The sequence below is a fragment of the Rhodopseudomonas sp. AAP120 genome (genome assembly GCF_001295845.1).
Lineage (GTDB): Bacteria > Pseudomonadota > Alphaproteobacteria > Rhizobiales > Xanthobacteraceae > Rhodopseudomonas.
In genome coordinates this window covers 1-17249 of record NZ_LJIC01000047.1, presented here as the reverse complement: position 1 = coordinate 17249, position 17249 = coordinate 1, and the positions used below count along the sequence as shown (strand labels likewise).

Here is a 17249-nt window from a genome sequence, read left to right as displayed (position 1 = left end):
CGTCACCTTTCAGGCGAGATGGAGCGCGGTCACCGCAAGATCGATGACCTTGATGCCGACGAACGGCAGCACCAGGCCGCCGAGGCCGTAGATCAGCAGATTGCGCCGTAGCAGCGCGGCTGCGCCGACCGGGCGATAGGTCACGCCCTTCAGCGCCAGCGGGATCAGCGCGATGATGATCAGCGCGTTGAAGATGATCGCCGACAGGATCGCGCTCTGCGGCGTCGACAGGCCCATCACGTTGAGGGCGCCGAGCTGCGGGTAGAACGCCACGAACATCGCCGGGATGATGGCGAAGTACTTGGCGACGTCGTTGGCGATCGAGAACGTGGTGAGTGCGCCGCGCGTCATCAGCAGCTGTTTGCCGATGCCGACGACCTCGATCAGCTTGGTCGGATCCGAGTCGAGATCGACCATATTGCCGGCCTCGCGCGCCGCCTGAGTGCCGCTCTGCATCGCGACGCCGACATCGGCCTGGGCGAGCGCCGGGGCGTCGTTGGTGCCGTCGCCGCACATCGCGATCAGCCGGCCGTTGGCCTGCTCGGTGCGGATGTAGCGCAGCTTGTCCTCGGGGGTGGCCTGGGCGATGAAATCGTCGACGCCGGCTTCCGAGGCGATCGAGGCGGCGGTCACCGGATTATCGCCGGTGATCATCACAGTCTTGATACCCATCCGGCGCAGCGCCGCGAAGCGCTCCTTGACGTCCGGCTTGACCACGTCCTTGAGGTGGATGACGCCGAGCAGCCGGCCGCCTTCGGCGAGGCCGAGCGGCGTGCCGCCGGCGCGGGCGATGCGATCGACCGCGGCGCGGAACGCCTGCGGTTCGGCGACATCGGCGCCGGAGGCGTCGCGGACGAACTTCAGGATCGAGTCGACCGCGCCCTTGCGCAGCCTGCGGGCGCCGAGATCGACACCGGAGAGCCGCGTCATTGCCGAGAAGGCGATAAAGCGGGCATCGGGCGGCGCGGCCTCCTGGCTGAGGCCGAACTTCTCCCGCGCCAGCGCGACGATCGAACGGCCCTCGGCGGTCTCGTCCGCCTGGCTCGCCAGCAGCGCCGCCTCGGCGGCTTCGGCTTCGGTCACGCCCGGCACCGGGATGATCTCCGAAGCGAGACGATTGCCGAACGTGATGGTGCCGGTCTTGTCGAGCAGCAGCGTGTCGATGTCGCCGGCGGCCTCGACGGCGCGGCCGGACATCGCCAGCACGTTGAAGCGCACCAGCCGGTCCATGCCGGCGATGCCGATCGCCGACAGCAGCGCGCCGATCGTGGTCGGGATCAGCGTCACGAACAGCGCCACCAGTACGATCACGGAGATCGAGCCGCCGGCGTAGCTGGCGAAGCTCGGGATCGTCACGGTGGCGAACACGAAGATGATGGTGAGCCCGACCAGCAGGATGTTGAGCGCGATCTCGTTCGGCGTCTTCTGCCGCTCGGCGCCTTCGACCAGCTTGATCATGCGGTCGAGAAACGACGAGCCGACCGCCGCGGTGATCTTTACGATGATGCGGTCCGAGATCACCGTGGTGCCGCCGGTCACCGCCGAGCGGTCGCCGCCGGATTCGCGGATCACCGGGGCGGACTCGCCGGTCACCGCCGCTTCGTTGACCGAGGCGATACCTTCGACGATGTCGCCGTCGCCCGGGATGATGTCGCCGGCTTCGCACAGCACCAGGTCGCCGACTTGCAGATGCTCGGCGGCGACGCCCTCGTACAACTCGTGATTATCGGACATCAGCAGCCGCTTGGCCACCGTCGAGGCCCGAGTGGCGCGCAGCGTGTCGGCCTGCGCCTTGCCGCGACCTTCGGCGACGGCTTCGGCGAAGTTGGCGAACAGCACCGTGAACCACAGCCAGATGGTGATCTGCAGTTCGAAGCCGATGTCGCCCTGGCCGGTGGCGAGGTCGCGGACGAGTAGCACGGTGGTGAGCGCAGTGACGATCTCGAGCACGAACATCACCGGGTTCTTGATCAGCGTGCGCGGGTCGAGCTTGACGAAGGCCTGGCCGATGGCGGGTAGCAGCACTGCCGGATCGAGCATGGTCGAGGCCTTGCTCCGCTTGCTTGTTTTCGAGGCTTGCATGGGTGGAACTCCGGATCAGTAAGCGGCGCCGTTCAGCATCGCGAGATGCTCGACAATCGGGCCGACAGCGAGTGCGGGGAAGAAGGTGAGGCCGCCGACGATCACGATGACGCCGACCAACAGGCCGACGAACAGCGGACCGCCCGTCGGGAAGGTGCCGCTGGTGGCGGCGACCTTCTTTTTGCCGGCGAGTGAGCCGGCGATCGCCATCGCCGGCACGATCATCCAGAACCGGCCGAAGAACATCGTCACCGCGCCGGTGAGATTGTAGAACGGCGTGTTGCCGGTAAGGCCACCGAACGCCGAGCCATTGTTGGCGGCCTGCGACGTGAAGGCGTACAGCACTTCCGAGAAGCCGTGCGGGCCGGCATTGGCCATCGACGCCACCGCCGGCGGATACACCACGGCGATCGCCGTGAAGCCGAGCATGAACAGCGGCAGCACCAGGATCGCCAGCATGGCCATCTTGACCTCGCGGGCCTCGATCTTCTTGCCGACATATTCGGGCGTGCGGCCGACCATCAGTCCGGCCAGGAAGATGGTGACGATGACGAACAGCAGCATGCCATAGAGGCCGGCGCCGACGCCGCCGATCACGATCTCGCCGAGCTCCATGTTGATGATGGGGATCATGCCGCCGAGCGCCGTGAAGCTGTCGTGCATGGCGTTGACGGCGCCGCAGGACGCCGCGGTGGTGACCACGGCGAACAGCGCCGAGGCAACGATGCCGAAGCGGACCTCTTTGCCCTCCATGTTGCCGCCGCTTAGGCCGAGCGACTGCAGGATCTGCGTGCCGTTGGCTTCGGCCCAGTAGCAGACCGCGACGCCGGCGATGAACAGCGCGCCCATCGCGGCGAGGATCGCCCAGCCCTGGCGCTGGTCGCCGACCATGCGGCCGAACACGTTGGTGAGCGCCGCGCCGAGCGCGAAGATCGACAGCATCTGCACGAAGTTCGACAGCGCGGTCGGGTTCTCGAAAGGATGCGCCGCGTTGGCGTTGAAGAAGCCGCCGCCATTGGTGCCGAGCATCTTGATGGCGACCTGCGAGGCCACCGGGCCGAGCGCGATCGACTGCTTGCCGCCTTCGAGCGTGGTGGCATCGACATAAGCGCCGAGCGTCTGCGGCATGCCCTGCCAGACCAGAAACAGCGTGAAGATCACGCTGAGCGGCAGCAGCACGTAGAGGGTGCAGCGGGTGACGTCGACCCAGAAATTGCCGACGGTCTTGGCCGAGGCACGGGCGAAGCCGCGGATCAGCGCCACCGCCAGCACGATGCCGGTCGCGGCCGACAGGAAGTTCTGCACCGTCAGACCGAGCATCTGCGACAGATTCGACATCGTCGTCTCGCCGCCGTAGTTCTGCCAGTTGGTGTTGGTGAGGAACGACACCACGGTGTTGAAGGTGAGGTCCGGCGCCACCGCGGACTGATCCGCCGGATTGAGCGGCAGCACGCTCTGCAGCCGCAGCAGCGCGTAGAGCAGCACGAAGCCGGCGGCGTGGAACAGCAGCATCGCGACCGTGTAGGTCAGCCAATGCTGTTCGCGCTCGCGATCGACGCCGCAGAGGCGATACAGCCCGGCCTCGACCGGGCGCAGTACGAAGGACAGCGGCGTGGTCTGGCCGTTGAAGACGCGGGTGAGATAAGCACCGAGCAACGGCGTCAGCGCTACGATGATGGCGCAGAACAGCGCGATCTGGGTCCAACCGATCAGGGTCATGGTGGCGCTCCTAGAACCGCTCGGGGCGCAGCAGCGCGTAAACCAGGTAGATCAGCAGCAACGCGCTGACCGACGCGGCGAACAAATAGTCGAACGTCATGGATGGCTCCTCAAATCCGTTCGCACGCATAGGCGTAGCCGATGGTGACGGCGAACAAGGCGAAGCCGGCGAGGAGCATGAGAAAGTCGAGCATCGAAGCCTCCTGTGATGGCTTCGATCCAGCTAGGCCTCGGCCCATAAGGAAGCGATGCGGAAACGGCGCCGCGGGCATAAAGCCGGCATAAAGACCCGGCTCCGCTTCATGAGACGGCAGGATGTCGTCAGGCGGCCCGGATGCCGCGGTGCTCGTCGAGCAGCGCGCGGAATTTGCGGGCGGGCACGGCCGGGCTGAACAGCCAGCCTTGCATCTGGGTGCAGCCGAGCGCGCGCAGGATATCGCGCTGCCGCTCGGTTTCGACGCCTTCCGCGGTCGTCGTCATGTTGCGCGATGCCGCGATGTTGACGACGGCCTCGATGATCGCCTTGGAGGTGTCGGTGCCGTCGACGCTGTCGACGAAGGTGCGGTCGATCTTGATCTTGTCGAACGGGAAGCGCTGCAGATAGCTCAGCGACGAGTAGCCGGTGCCGAAATCGTCGAGCGAGATCCGGACGCCGAGCGTGCGGAGCTGATTCAGCGTCGTCAGCGCCGCATCGTCGTCGTGGATCAGCACCGCCTCGGTGACTTCGAGTTCGAGCCGACGGGCCGGCAGGCCGGTCGATCCGAGCACCGAGGCGACCAGCAGCGCCAGCGTCTGCTGTCGGAATTGCACGGGTGAGATGTTGACGGCGAGCGTGATGTCGTCGTTCCACTGCGCCGCTTCGGCGCAGGCCGCCGCCAGGGTCCAGCCGCCGATCTCGTTGATCAGCCCGGTGTCCTCGGCGATCGGAATGAACTCGGCGGGCGAGATCAGGCCTCGGGTCGGGTGCCGCCACCGCAGCAAGGCCTCACAGCCGGTGATGGCATCGGTGCGCAGATCGACCACCGGCTGATAATGGATTTCGAATCCGCCACTGGAAATGGCGCGGCGCAGGTCGAATTCGAGATCGCGCCGGGCGCGCGCGACCGCGTCCATTTCGGGCTCGAAGAACCGAAATGTGCGCCGACCGCCGGCCTTGGCGCCGTACATTGCGAGGTCGGCGTTCTTGACGAGCTGGTCGATGTCCTCGCCGTCGCCCGGCGCGATCGCGATCCCGATCGACGCGTCGGTGGACAGATGATGGCCGAGGCACTGGTAGGGGGTTCGGATCGCCCGATGGATCTGTTCGGCCAGGATGGTGGCCCGATCGCTGTCGCCGGCGCTGGCGGCAATGATCGCGAACTCGTCGCCGCCGAGCCGGGCCACGAAGTCGCCTGTCCCGACGCAGCCGCGCAGCCGGACCGCGACCTGCTTCAGCAGTTCGTCGCCGACCGGATGCCCGAGCGTATCGTTGATGCTCTTGAACTCGTCGATGTCGATATACAGCAGCGCGAAGGTGGCGCCGCGCTGGCTGCGCTGCAGTTCGAGCTCCAGCCGCTGGCGGAACAGGCTGCGGTTCGGCAGGTCGGTGAGGCTGTCGTAGTGGGCCAGATAGGCGATCCGCTCGCTGTCGCGGATCCGCTCGGTGATGTCCTCGTGGGTGGAGACCCAGCCGCCGCCCGGCACCGGAACGCTGGAGATCTGGATCGATCGGTCGTCCGATCCGTGGATCGCGGCGGTCTTTTCCACCACCACCGTCTGGATGATCCGGCCGCAATATTCGTCGACATCGCCCTTGAACGAGCCGACCGCATGGCGATGGGCAACGACGTCGCGGAAGCTGCAACCCGGCTTCACGATATCCGGAGACAGCCCGTACATCTCGATGTAGCGCTGATTGCACACCACCAGGCGCGCCTGCGCGTCGAACAGCAGCAGGCCTTGCGACATGTTGTTGATCGCGGTGTTCAGCCGTTGCTTATCGACCGCCAGCCGCGCCTGCGTGGCCTGATAGTGCTTGCCGATCTGCCGGATGATCAGCAGCAGGATCACCGCGACCACCAGGGCCGACACGGTGGCGGCGCCGATCAGCAGCCGGGTCTGCTTGCGCCACGCCGCCAGCGCCTCGTCCGCGGTGGTGGCGGTGACGACCACGATCGGCAGACTGCGGAGCGCGTGGGACGAGACCAGGCGGGGCCGTCCATCGATCGGACTCTTCAGTTGCACGCTGACATTGGCGTCGAACAGTTTGGTCCGCTCGATCGATCCCGATCGGAGGTTGTGGCCGATCTTGTCGTCGGCATGCGGATAGCGCGCCATCAGCACGCCGTTTCGATGGTGGATCGAGATGGCGGAATCGCCCCCCAGCGACACCGATGCAAGAAAGTGCTCGATGTAGGAAGGCGTCAGCGAGCGGCTGACCACGCCGAGAAACACCCCGTCGGCATTGACCAGTCGCTGCGCCATCACGATCATCCAGCCGCCGGCGAGCGTGTTCTGGATCAGCTCGACGGTCACGCGTGGCGCTTTGCCGGATTTGTGCGCCTGGAAGTAATCGCGCTCCGCGATCGACATGTCCGGGACCGGCCAATGCGCCGAGCTGTTGATCAGCACGCCGCGATGGTCGAAGATCGCGAACTTCGAAATGTCCGGCCCGGGCTGGGCCTTGGCGCGGAGCATCTCGTGGGTCTCGAGCGTCGCCATCTGGCCGCTGAAGCTGTCCGGTGAGCTGAATTGGGACTGCCGGGCCATCGCCACGACGTCTGCCTGGGTCGTCAGAAAGTCTTCGAATTCGCGCTCGTAGTGGTGGGCGAGCAGCATCGCGGTGTTGGACAGCTCGCGCTCGCTGTTCTTCAGGGCTTTGCCGCGAAGGTCCCCGACCATCGCGGCGGTCACGACGGCGATCAGCGCGATCAACAGCCCGCCGCATCCCATCAGCAGCGCCACCGGGCGATGATGCAGGATGCTCCCGACCGTCGCGTTGTCGGCAATGCCAGACGAGGCGACGTCACCGGTATCGATGCGCGGGTTGATGTTCATACTCACAGGAATAACTACCAGTGATGGAAACAGAGTTAGCAATCACGGTAATCAAACCTTAAAGCCGATGCCGGAAAGCCGGCTCGGACCGACCCATCGTCAGGGGAGCGGGGGGCTATCCGCCCGGCGTCCGACCGTCGCGCCAAATAGCCAAGGCCGGCGCCCGGGAAGGCGCCGGCCTTGAAATTCTTCGCAATTCAGCGTCGGGCTGGACCGATCAGTTGATCCGGGAGCCGGGCTGAGGCGCGGTCGAATTGGTGTTGCGGTAGACTTCAAAGACCCCGAGTGCGATCGCCGCCAGATAGATAAACACGACGATGTTCCGCGGCAGCAGCATCGACACGGCGATCAGCGCCACTGCGATCGTGCACGCCTTCACCAGTTTCTGCTCGTCGACGAACAGGGCCTTGAAGCGGTCGAGGTTCTCGGGCTTCCACAGCGGCGGGGTCAGCGATTGCAGTCCGAACTTCTCCCACGCTCCCTTGAAGCCGAGTTCACGCGCCCACAGCAGGAACAGCGCGATCACGAAAGCCAACAGGGCGACCACGGCGCCCGGCGGGCCACCCGCGTAGCCGATCACGACGACGAGGGCGACGGCAAATGCAGCGAGCCAGAATTGCATGTGAGTTACCTATGTTCACCCGGGATTTCGGGTGCCTTTTCAGGTTCGTCCAATCAGCTTCGCCCACTCCGGTGCGCCCACGCGGATGTCGCACGGCCGAAGGGACAGATGACCAAGCACGCCAACGAGGACACGGTTTCGACCGCAGCCGCGGGATGCCGACGGAGCGACCGGCACGCGCCGATGCCAGTTTCTTCAAATAAAACAAACCAGAAACAGCCGCCAGTCAGGCGAATTGCTGACAGTCGCCGTCCGACGAAAGTCATTTGCCGACGCTGCGATCAGTAACGGCGTTGCCGTGGCGGGACCAGTCTGCATTGGCCGAATGGCATCGTCGCTCCTGCCGCCATCGGTATTCCTACGAGCCGGTAATTTAATCTCTGCGTAACGACGTTTCCCGAATAGTCGCCGCGACGGAGATCAGCACCATGATGACGCAGACACTGGAAACCACCGACGTGAAGGAAGCGCGGCGTTCGCGGATTGCGCAGTTCAGCGGCCGCGCGGCGACGCTGAAGGTCGGCGGCTCCTCCATCACCGGCATCGTTCGCGCGGTCAAGGAAGACAAGAGCGGCGAGATCCCGCGCTGGATCGTGACGGTGATCGAGAAGCCGCAGCGGGCCTAGCGCTGCAAAGAAGCCGGCGGAACAAACTGACAGGCGTTGCGGCCTGCCTGCCCACGGGCCCTCGCGAGTTCCGCCCGCGCTACGACGCGCAGATGCACCTCGTCGGGACCGTCCAGGAAGCGCATCGCTCGGCCCCAGGTCCATAGATATGACAGCGGCGTATCCGGCGTCAGGCCCATCGCGCCGAACACCTGCATGGCGCGGTCGACGATCCGGGTCTGCAGCCGCGCCGCCACCAGCTTGATCGCCGAGACATCGACCCGCGCCGCCGCATTGCCCTCGCGGTCCATGCGATGCGCGGCTTTCATCACCAGCAGCCGGGCCTGATCGATCTCCAGCCGCGATTCCGCGATCCAGTCCTGGATATTGGCGTAGTCGGCGAGATGCTTGCCGAACGTCTTGCGCTCCAGCGCCCGCTCGCACATCAGCTCGAGCGCTACCTCGCATTGCCCGATCGTCCGCATGCAGTGATGTACCCGGCCTGGTCCGAGCCGGTCCTGCGCCAGCCGGAAGCCTTTGCCTTCTTCCCCCAGCAGATTGCCGACGGGCACGCGGACGTCGCGAAACAGCAGCTCGCAATGTCCCTCGGGCGAATGGTGGTGCATGATCGGGATGTCGCGGACCACGCTCAGGCCGGGCGTGTCCATCGGCACCAGCAGCATCGAATGCCGCTCGGTCGAGGACGGGTCGAGGTGCTCGCCGGTCATCCCCATCACGATCGCCAGCCGGCAGTTGGGATGCGCGGCGCCGGTGATGAACCATTTGCGGCCGTTGACCACATAGTGGTCGCCGTCACGCGTGATGGTCGTTCGAATATTGCGGGCGTCGGACGACGCGGCATCGGGCTCGCTCATCGCGAAACACGAGCGGATCTCGCCGATCAGCAGCGGCTCCAGCCACTGCGCGCGCTGCTCCGGCGTGGCGGCGAGCTGCAGCAGCTCCATGTTGCCGGTGTCGGGCGCATTGCAGTTGAAGACTTCGGACGCCCAATGGATGCGGCCCATGATCTCGGCGAGCGGCGCGTATTCGAGATTGGTGAGACGCTGGCCGGGATCGTCGTCGCCGAGGCCGGGCAGAAACAGATTCCAAAGGTCCTCGGAAAACGCCCGAGACTTCAGTCGCTCGATCAGTTCCAGCGGATAGCGGCCCGCCGCGGTCTCACGATGCCAGGGAAGGTTCGCCGGCTCGACGTGAAAGCTCATGAAGTCGGAAAGCTGCGCGCGGAGTCGTTCGACCTTCTCGCTGTACTCGAAATCCATGCTGCGGCCTTCAGAGGGAAGCCGCAACGCGGCGCGAGGAGGGGAGCGGTCCTGATGCGTCGGCAGCCTCAGTTGCGCTTGAGGCTGAGGATGTACCGGACGATGTCGTCGGCATCGGCCGGCGAGATCACGACGTTCGGCATGTTGGTGTGGCTCGAGCGCAGAAACACCTTGAGCGACAGCTCGGTCGCGGACGGCATATCGGCGATGTGCTGAAACGCCGGTCCCTTGCCGCTCGTGCCTTCGCCGGGCTCGATGGCGTGGCATTCCTTGCACAAGCCCGCCGCCAGGCGATGCCCGGCCGCCACGGCGTCCGGCAAGGCGGTCGCCTCGGCGCGGTGCGGCTGGGGCATCAGCAGCACCGCGGTCAGGATCAGCGTTGTCGCGAGCGGCCGGAACGCGTCCCGCGACATCGGCCGATCAGTGCCGCGCGGTGGACGGCGCGGCCACATGGACGTCGTCGCCGAGTGCGTCGAGCGTCACCTTGTTGGCGCAGTAGGCCTGGTAGTGCTCGGCGAGCGAACCGTCGGCGATATCGTGATCGCATTCGGCCTTGTGGCGGCACAGCGCGCAGACGCGTTCGAGATCACGCAGCACCAGCGGCTGGGTGCGGGCGATCGCGTCCTCGTCGATGCCGAGCGCCTTGAGGAGCTGCGGCAGTTCCTCGACCTTGTGCGGGCCCTGGCGGACGAGCTCGTCGAGGTCCGACGAGGTGACACCGAGATCGTGCGCGATGCGGCTGAATTCCGCGGCATCGAATTGGCACATCTCGGTGACTTCGCGGCGATGCTTGAGCCAGGCGGCGAAGGTGTCGATCAGCCGATCGACGAAGGGATAGGGGCGGGTGTGGGCAGGCATGGCGCCCTCCAGAGATTGTCCGGGAGTGGCGCGACAATCGCCGATGATCCGCCGTGTCACATTGCGGTAGATCAAGCTGGGGATACCACAACGCAAAGGCCGCGAATTTAGCGGTTCGGCGCGATCACGGCCCGGAGAAACTACGAGGAGGTTTGCCCGGACATAGTCACTGCCGAGGCGGCACTACATGCGCCCGGCATTGGAGCGCGGCACGGACATTCGCGCGGGTTCGGTCTCGCGGCCGAGAGGTCGCGGGCGGCCGCCTCCGACGGAGTGGACGGCAGGCTTCAACTCCTCCAGGAAGATCGGCTTGGAGAAGTAGTAGCCCTGCGCGTAGCGGATCTTGGTGGCGGCCTGCAGATAGGCGAGCTCCTCGAACGTCTCCAGACCTTCGGCGATCACCGTCATGCCCAGCGCCTCGCTCAGCGATTCGATCGCCTTGAGGATGCCCTGGCTGCGCGGGCGTTTGTGGATGTCGGTGATGAAGGAACGGTCGATCTTGATCTCGTCGGCGGTGATGTCGGCCAGCGCCGACAGCGACGAGTAGCCGATGCCGAAATCGTCGATCGAGATGCCGACGCCGATCCGCCGCAGCAGCGGCAGGATCTCGCTCTGGAAGTGACTCTTGGCGACGAAGGCGTCTTCGGTGACTTCGACGACGAAGCGCGACGGGAAACCGGTGGCGGCGAGTGCCGCCGTGAACGACTGCATGAAGGCGACATTGCCGGCCTGCTTGGCGGCGACGTTGATACTGATGCTGGCGTCAGGGCCGAACGCGCCGTCGATCAGGTCGATCGACTTGGTGATCTCGGCGAGCACCAGGTGAGTCAGTTCGTCGATCAGGCCGAGCTCGACCGCGAGGTCCACGAAAGTGCCGGGCGCCTGGATCACGCCGTCGTCGTCGCGCAGCCGTACCAGGGCCTCGATCCCTTTGATCTCGCGGGTGCGGATATCGACCTTGGGCTGGAACGCGCAGCAGAACCGCTTGTCGAGAATCGCCTGGCGCAGCGCCTGCTCGATCGCCATCCGCTCCAGCGCCTCGCGCTCCATCGCCACATCGAACATCGCCGCCGCGCCTTTGGTGGCGCTCTTGACGCGGTACATCGCAATGTCGGCGTTCTGGCGCAGCGTGTCGAAGCTGCGTCCGTGCTCGGGATACAGGCTGATGCCGGTCGAAGCCGAGGCGAACACCTCGGTCCCGTCGATATAGAACGGCGCTTTCAGCCGCTGCAGCAGAAAGTCGATATGATCGGCGACTTCGTCCGGGCTCTGGATCGGATTGAGCAGCAGCAGGAATTCGTCGCCGCTGATGCGCGACAGCATGTCGGTGTCGCGCAATTCCAGGCCGAGGCGCTTGGCGACGCCGACCAGCAGCGCGTCGCCGACCGCGTGGCCGTAGTAATCGTTGATGTGCTTGAAGTTGTCGATGTCGAGAAACGCCAGCGCGAACCGGCTGGCGGAATCGTCCCGGCGCAACAGCGTATCGGCGCGGCGCTCGATCACGCTGCGGTTCGGCAGGCCGGTCAGTTCGTCGAAATAAGCGCGGCGGAAGAGTTTGTCCTCGACCGCTTTCTGCTCGGTGATGTCGAACGAACTCGACAGCAGCAGCCGACGGCTGCCGATCTCGACCGGACGATGCGCGGTGAGAAAGGTTCGTGCGGTGGGACCGTGGCCGATCTGCTCTTCGCCATTCGAAGTGCGGCCGGCCGCCAGCAGGGCGAGGCCTTCGACGCGGCGATGCTCGATCGCCGAATTGGTCGCGGTGCCAGGCCCCGCGAGCGGATGCGCCGCGACGTTCATCCGCGCGGCGGCGTCGTTGACGATCAGAAACTCACCACGCTCGTCCAGAACCGTAACGGCAGCCGGCAGCGTACGCAGAATGTCCTGCAGCGCCTGCGCGTCGAGCACATGCGCCTCCGCCGCGGGCGCCGCGGACTGGGCGCCGGCTGCGGGTTCCGCAAGGGACAGCGATCGGTGGGGCAAGGCGGCACTGGACATGGCAGCGGGAGCATGGCGAGGTCGGTTGTAGGTTTGGTTAAGTTACACCCGGAATTGACAGCCGAGAGGACCCCACTACCGAATTGGATTGCGGCGGTCGGATTTGTCATTAACAGAGAGTCAACGAACAAACCGGCGAGCGGCAGTGCGGCTCGCCCAACAGGGAGCGGCGCGATGGGACGGCTGAACGGCAAGGTAGCGGTGATCACCGGAGCGACCAGCGGCATTGGTCTGCGGACCGCCGAAGTCTTCGTCGCGGAAGGCGCCAAGGTAGTCATCGCCGGTCGGCGGGCATCGGAGGGCGAAGCGCTGGCGGAGCGGCTCGGCGACGCCTGCATCTTCCGCCAGACCGACGTCACCGAGGAAGATCAAATGAAGGCGCTGATCGCCCAGGCGGTCGACTCGTTCGGTCGGATCGACTGCCTGTTCAACAATGCCGGCGGCCCGGCGCAGACCGGCGGCATCGAGGGGCTGGAGGTCGATCGCTTCGACGCCGCGATGGCGACGCTGGTGCGCAGCGTCATGCTCGGTATGAAGCACGCCGCGCCGCATATGAAGAAGCAGGGCTCCGGCAGCATCATCAACAATGGCAGCATCGCCGGGCGGCTCGCCGGCTTCTCGTCGTCGCTGGTGTACGGCGCCGCCAAGGCGACGGTGATCCACTTCACCAAATGCGTGGCGATGGAGCTCGGTGAATCCGGCGTGCGCGTCAACAGCATCTCGCCGGGCGCGATCGCCACCGGAATTTTCGGCAAGGCGCTCGGCCTGACCACCGAGGCGGCAGAAAAGACCTCGGCAACGATGCGCGAGATCTACAAGACCGCGCAGCCGATCCAGCGGGCCGGCATTCCGGACGACATCGCGCACGCCGCGGTGTTCCTCGCCAGCGACGAGTCGAGCTTCATCAACGGGCATGATCTCGTCATCGACGGTGGCATCACCGGCGGCCGCAACTGGACCCAGCAGCAGCAGGGCTACGTCGCGCTGCGCAAGGCGTTCGACCACAGCGAGGGGTGAGGCGCCTCACCGTCATTGCGAGCGAAGCGAAGCAATCCAGCAATGTGCACTGAGCTGGATTGCTTCGTCGCTGCGCTCCTCGCAATGACGGGCTAAATGCAGGCGATTACTTCACCGCCGCCACATTCACCCGCAGCCCATCCTTTGGCTTCGGGATCGGCCACATCTGCCAGTTCGATGTGTAGTTCGCCGGCAGACTGACGCTGACGTTCTGCAGCAAATGCACGGCGAAGCACTTCGCCTGCATGTAGGCGAAGTGCAGGCCGAGGCACATATGGGCGCCGCCGCCGAACGGGATCCAGGCGAAGCGGTGGCGGCCGCGCTGGGCATCGTCGGTGAACCGCAGCGGATCGAACCGGTCCGGATCGGGCCAGATCTCCGGCATATGGTGGGTGAACAGCGGGTTCACCGCCACCATGGTCCCGACCGGGATCGTGTAGCCGCGGAACGTGAACTCGCGGGTGGCGCGGCGCGGCAGCGACGGCACCGGCGGCCGTAGCCGCATCGCTTCCTTGAAAGCCATCTCGGTCAGCGGCAGCGCGTCGAGCTGTTCGAAGCTGATCGCTTCGCCTGGCTTCAGCCCGAGCCCGGCGATCTCCTCGCGCAGCTTCTGCTGCCACTGCGGATTGTCGGCGAGCGCGGCCACGAAAGAGGTGAGCGACGAGGTCAGCGTGTCGTGCGCCGCCATCATCAGGAAGCTCATGTGATCGATGATGTCCTGCGTCGACAGCAGCGCGCCGTCATCATGGGTGGCGCGGCACAGTTGCGAGAACAGGTCGTCGCCGCCCTTGGCGCGGCGGATCGGGATCTGCTCGGAGAAGTACGCGACGATACGCTTGCGGCCGCGCACGCCGCGCGCCATCGCGGTGCCGGGCCACGGCTTGCGGATCGGCGCGACTGACGCCGCCACCATGTCGACGAAGGCGGCGTTGATTTCCTCGGTCTCGGCGCCGATCTCGGTGCCGAGAAAAGATGTCGCGGCGAGATCGAGTGTGAGCTGCTTCATCGCCGGATAGCACAGCATCTCGCCGGGCTTGCTTTGCCACTTGGCGACACGCCGGGCGATGCCGTCGTTGAGCACCGCCAGATAGGACTGCATCGGCCCCGCCTTGAAGGCGACCGACAGCGCGCGGCGATGCAGCCGGTGTTCGTCGAAATCGAGCATCATCAGGCCGCGCGGGAACAGCAAATTGAGGATCGGTCCCCAGCCATGGCTGGACGAGAACAGCTTGGTGTTGTCGAACAGCACGAACTCATTGGCTTCGGGGCCGAGCAGCGTGATCGAGGTCTCGCCGAGCACGCGGCTGCGATACACTGGCCCGTAGTTGCGGGCCATCATCTCGACCTGACCCTTCGGATCGGCGAGCACTTCGAAGGTGCGGCCGATCACTGGCCAGCCTTCGTCTCCGGGAATGTGAGCGAGCGCACTGCGCTTGGGCGGCGCCAGCCGGGCGACGAGCGATGAGTCCGCGACCTGGATCGACATGGGGTTTCCTCGGCGTTTCCTGCGGCCTGCGCGGAGGTGGTCCTCCGTCTTGCGGCCTTATTGCAGTTGAAAATAGGAGGCGTCAGATCGGCTTGGCAAGCGCTAACTCGGCGCGGGGCCGGTTACGAGGCCGCGGTCTGCGGGAGAATTGTGGCCCGCTCATCGGGAGCCAGAATGGCCATCGGTGCTGCGACGCCGCGCAGGGGAAACTCGCCCAATGCCTCCAGCGGTACACTGATGTGGCGTGCGGCCGCTGCGGTGATCAGGATGTTGCGGCCGATGGTTTTCTGCAGCGCCTCGACCCGGCTAGCCTCGTTCACCGCGGGGCCGATCACCGTGAAGTCGAGCCGGTCCGGCGCGCCGATATTGCCGAAGAACACTTCGCCTTCGTGCAGCGCGATGCCGGCGCGCAGCGGTCGCCAGCCTTCGACGGCGGCAAGGCCGGGCGGCGGCTCGCTGTTCAGCCGTGCCAGTCCGGCCTGCGCGGCTTGCGCTGCAGCGAGCGCCGCATTGCCGGCGGCGCAGCCGTCGTCGCCGAGCGGGAACACCGCCAGCAGCCCGTCGCCGATGAACTTCAGAACCTCGCCGCCCTGCGCCAGCACGCTGCCGACGAACACTTCAAAATACGCGTTCAGCACCGCGATGGTGTCCCAGCCGCTGAGCCGGTCGGACAGGTCGGTAAAGCCGCGCATGTCCGAGACCCAGATGATGGCGCGGATCGGCTCGCCGCTGCCGCGCTTGATGTCGCCGCTCAGCACCTTGGCGGCGGCGACCGGGCCGAGATACGCGCCGAGCGCGTTGGTGGAGATCCGCACCGCGATGTGGCGTTCGACATGCAGCGTGAACAGCACCAGCACCCGCTTGATTTCCGCCAGCTGCTCGTCGCTGAAGCCGCTGGCTTGCAGCGTCGACAGGGTGACGGCATGGCGGAAACCTTCACCGCCGAGCGGCAGCGCCAGGTACTCGGTGTAACCGCCGGCCGCGAGGTCGCGCATGATCGGGAATTCGGCCTGCGCGGCCGGGTCTTGCGGATTGCGGCGGAGCGCCACCCCATCCTCGAAGATCCGCCGCAGCGGGTTGAGCTTGAAAGCGTCGGTGTCGGCGGTCGATTGCTGGACCTGCACTTCGTCACACAGCCCGTCCGACGAGCGCCAGTTCCAGGCGAAGCCGAGCAGCTGCGGATGCAGCGTGCCAATATGCAGCGTGGCGCGGTCGATCGGCAGCCCGGCCGCATTCATCCGCCACATCAGCGCTTCGAAGGTCAGCAGCAACTCGCGCTCCCTTGCCGCCTCGAGCAGCAGCCAGCGCTGCAGCTCCTCGATTGTCGAGGTGGTGGGCGCGCAGCTGCGGCCGCGCTGGCTGCGCTGAACGATGGTCACGCCGGGCGGATAGACCCGCACGGCATTACGCGGCGCGGTGGGGTCGACGGCAGCTTCTGAAGTGGCAGGATTGGTCACTGCGACAATCTGCCCCGGGATCGCCTCGGCGGCAAGCCGCGACGCGCAGCCGCACGCGCCGATCTTGTTCGAAAGCAACGAGTTACCCATCTCACGGATGCGTTATCCGCATCCTCTGGGACGCGGGCGCAGGAGGAGGACCATGAGTTACTTCAAGACTGCGATGCTGCTCGCCGGGTTGACCGCGCTGTTCATGGGCGTCGGCTACCTGATCGGCGGCGCCAATGGCGCCCTGATCGCGCTGGTCGTCGCGGCGGCGATGAACATCTTCACCTATTGGAATTCCGACCGGATGGTGCTGTCGATGTACGGCGCCCAGGAGGTCGACGCGCGCACGGCGCCGGACCTGTACGCGATGGTGGCGGAGCTGGCCGGCCGCGCCGGCCTGCCGATGCCGCGGGTTTACATCATGGACAACCCGCAGCCCAACGCGTTCGCGACCGGCCGCAATCCGGAGAACGCCGCGGTGGCGGTGACCACGGGCCTGATGGGCCAGCTCAGCCGCGAGGAACTCGCCGGCGTGGTGGCGCATGAACTCGCGCATATCAAGCACCACGACACGCTGCTGATGACCATCACGGCGACCATCGCCGGTGCGATCTCGATGATCGCGCAGTTCGGTATGTTCTTCGGCGGCAACCGCAACAACAACGGCCCTGGTATTATCGGCTCGCTGGCGCTGATGATCCTCGCCCCGCTCGGCGCGATGCTGGTGCAGATGGCGATCAGCCGGACGCGCGAATACGCCGCCGACGAGATGGGCGCGCGGATCTGCGGACAGCCGATGTGGCTCGCCTCGGCGCTACGCCGGATCGAAGCCGCGGCGCATCAGGTCCCGAACGTCGACGCCGAGCGGGCGCCCGCGACCGCGCATATGTTCATCATCAACCCGCTGTCGGGGCAGGGCATGGACAATCTGTTCGCCACCCATCCCTCGACCGAAAACCGCGTCGCCGCGCTGCAGCGGCTCGCCGGCGAAATCGGCGGGGGCGGTGCGCGCCCGACCTCGTCGTTCACGCGCGGCCCTGCGGCGGGCCCGTGGAGCGGCCAGCCGCGCGGCAGCGGCGCCCCCCGCGGCCCGTGGAGCGG

At 66.1% G+C, this 17249-nt stretch carries 14 protein-coding genes; 3 read left to right on the top strand and 11 right to left on the bottom strand.

Translation table 11 applies throughout. The features are described 5' to 3' along the window. Positions 1 to 9: 9 nt before the first annotated feature. From kdpB to IP86_RS08615, 5 genes are all read right to left on the bottom strand, one after another. Entirely contained in the window at positions 10 to 2082 is a 2073-nt protein-coding gene (gene kdpB / locus IP86_RS08630) for a potassium-transporting ATPase subunit KdpB (protein WP_054162113.1), read from the bottom strand. A 15-nt stretch (positions 2083 to 2097) separates the two neighbouring features. Beyond that, on the bottom strand, positions 2098 to 3801 hold the full coding sequence (kdpA, locus tag IP86_RS08625) for a potassium-transporting ATPase subunit KdpA (RefSeq protein ID WP_054162112.1): 1704 nt from the start codon (positions 3799 to 3801) through the stop codon (positions 2098 to 2100). Positions 3802 to 3811: 10 nt separating this feature from the next. Beyond that, positions 3812 to 3901 carry a K(+)-transporting ATPase subunit F gene (kdpF, locus tag IP86_RS28000; RefSeq protein ID WP_156332441.1) on the bottom strand — a complete coding sequence of 30 codons (90 nt, stop codon included), beginning with the start codon at positions 3899 to 3901 and terminating at the stop codon, positions 3812 to 3814. Positions 3902 to 4122: 221 nt separating this feature from the next. Then, the gene (locus tag IP86_RS08620) at positions 4123 to 6837 is read right to left on the bottom strand and encodes a bifunctional diguanylate cyclase/phosphodiesterase (protein ID WP_054162111.1); all 2715 of its coding nucleotides are present in this window, start codon (positions 6835 to 6837) and stop codon (positions 4123 to 4125) included. Between the two features lie 217 nt (positions 6838 to 7054). Further along, positions 7055 to 7459: a hypothetical protein gene (locus tag IP86_RS08615; RefSeq protein ID WP_054162110.1), complete on the bottom strand. Its 405-nt coding sequence runs from the start codon at positions 7457 to 7459 to the stop codon at positions 7055 to 7057. Between the two features lie 428 nt (positions 7460 to 7887). Between IP86_RS08615 and IP86_RS08610 the strand changes: the two genes are divergently transcribed. Continuing rightward, positions 7888 to 8085, top strand: a complete 198-nt coding sequence (locus IP86_RS08610) for a hypothetical protein (RefSeq protein ID WP_245290574.1) — start codon at positions 7888 to 7890, stop codon at positions 8083 to 8085. Here IP86_RS08610 and IP86_RS08605 read toward each other — a convergent pair. The 4 genes from IP86_RS08605 to IP86_RS08590 all read right to left on the bottom strand — a co-directional run bounded on the left by IP86_RS08605 (position 8082) and on the right by IP86_RS08590 (position 12200). After that, entirely contained in the window at positions 8082 to 9344 is a 1263-nt protein-coding gene (locus tag IP86_RS08605) for an acyl-CoA dehydrogenase family protein (RefSeq protein ID WP_054162109.1), read from the bottom strand. The genes IP86_RS08610 and IP86_RS08605 overlap by 4 nt on opposite strands. Before the next feature lie 68 nt (positions 9345 to 9412). After that, on the bottom strand, positions 9413 to 9757 hold the full coding sequence (locus tag IP86_RS08600; RefSeq protein WP_054162108.1) for a c-type cytochrome: 345 nt from the start codon (positions 9755 to 9757) through the stop codon (positions 9413 to 9415). Between the two features lie 7 nt (positions 9758 to 9764). Further along, positions 9765 to 10202 carry a hypothetical protein gene (locus IP86_RS08595; protein ID WP_054162107.1) on the bottom strand — a complete coding sequence of 146 codons (438 nt, stop codon included), beginning with the start codon at positions 10200 to 10202 and terminating at the stop codon, positions 9765 to 9767. A gap of 183 nt (positions 10203 to 10385) precedes the next feature. Next, positions 10386 to 12200 carry a putative bifunctional diguanylate cyclase/phosphodiesterase gene (locus IP86_RS08590; RefSeq protein ID WP_054162106.1) on the bottom strand — a complete coding sequence of 605 codons (1815 nt, stop codon included), beginning with the start codon at positions 12198 to 12200 and terminating at the stop codon, positions 10386 to 10388. A 174-nt stretch (positions 12201 to 12374) separates the two neighbouring features. Between IP86_RS08590 and IP86_RS08585 the strand changes: the two genes are divergently transcribed. Further along, positions 12375 to 13217 carry an SDR family NAD(P)-dependent oxidoreductase gene (locus IP86_RS08585; RefSeq protein WP_054162105.1) on the top strand — a complete coding sequence of 281 codons (843 nt, stop codon included), beginning with the start codon at positions 12375 to 12377 and terminating at the stop codon, positions 13215 to 13217. Positions 13218 to 13323: 106 nt separating this feature from the next. Here the strand turns inward: IP86_RS08585 and IP86_RS08580 are convergent, their stop codons facing one another. Continuing rightward, positions 13324 to 14703: a cytochrome P450 gene (locus tag IP86_RS08580; RefSeq protein ID WP_054162104.1), complete on the bottom strand. Its 1380-nt coding sequence runs from the start codon at positions 14701 to 14703 to the stop codon at positions 13324 to 13326. Between the two features lie 122 nt (positions 14704 to 14825). Beyond that, entirely contained in the window at positions 14826 to 16160 is a 1335-nt protein-coding gene (locus IP86_RS08575; protein ID WP_245290573.1) for an adenylate/guanylate cyclase domain-containing protein, read from the bottom strand. Positions 16161 to 16302: 142 nt separating this feature from the next. On the opposite strand from IP86_RS08575, the gene htpX reads away from it, so the two are divergent. Further along, on the top strand, positions 16303 to 17249 hold a 947-nt coding region (htpX, locus tag IP86_RS08570; RefSeq protein WP_054162102.1), incomplete at its 3' end, for a zinc metalloprotease HtpX.

Bases quoted from the DNA above. Each gene is read 5' to 3' on its own strand.
- kdpB (WP_054162113.1), bottom strand. From the start codon at position 2,082: ATGCAAGCCTCGAAAACAAGCAAGCGGAGCAAGGCCTCGACCATGCTC.
- kdpA (WP_054162112.1), bottom strand. From the start codon at position 3,801: ATGACCCTGATCGGTTGGACCCAGATCGCGCTGTTCTGCGCCATCATC.
- kdpF (WP_156332441.1), bottom strand. From the start codon at position 3,901: ATGACGTTCGACTATTTGTTCGCCGCGTCGGTCAGCGCGTTGCTGCTG.
- IP86_RS08620 (WP_054162111.1), bottom strand. From the start codon at position 6,837: ATGAACATCAACCCGCGCATCGATACCGGTGACGTCGCCTCGTCTGGC.
- IP86_RS08615 (WP_054162110.1), bottom strand. From the start codon at position 7,459: ATGCAATTCTGGCTCGCTGCATTTGCCGTCGCCCTCGTCGTCGTGATC.
- IP86_RS08610 (WP_245290574.1), top strand. From the start codon at position 7,888: ATGATGACGCAGACACTGGAAACCACCGACGTGAAGGAAGCGCGGCGT.
- IP86_RS08605 (WP_054162109.1), bottom strand. From the start codon at position 9,344: ATGGATTTCGAGTACAGCGAGAAGGTCGAACGACTCCGCGCGCAGCTT.
- IP86_RS08600 (WP_054162108.1), bottom strand. From the start codon at position 9,757: ATGTCGCGGGACGCGTTCCGGCCGCTCGCGACAACGCTGATCCTGACC.
- IP86_RS08595 (WP_054162107.1), bottom strand. From the start codon at position 10,202: ATGCCTGCCCACACCCGCCCCTATCCCTTCGTCGATCGGCTGATCGAC.
- IP86_RS08590 (WP_054162106.1), bottom strand. From the start codon at position 12,200: ATGTCCAGTGCCGCCTTGCCCCACCGATCGCTGTCCCTTGCGGAACCC.
- IP86_RS08585 (WP_054162105.1), top strand. From the start codon at position 12,375: ATGGGACGGCTGAACGGCAAGGTAGCGGTGATCACCGGAGCGACCAGC.
- IP86_RS08580 (WP_054162104.1), bottom strand. From the start codon at position 14,703: ATGTCGATCCAGGTCGCGGACTCATCGCTCGTCGCCCGGCTGGCGCCG.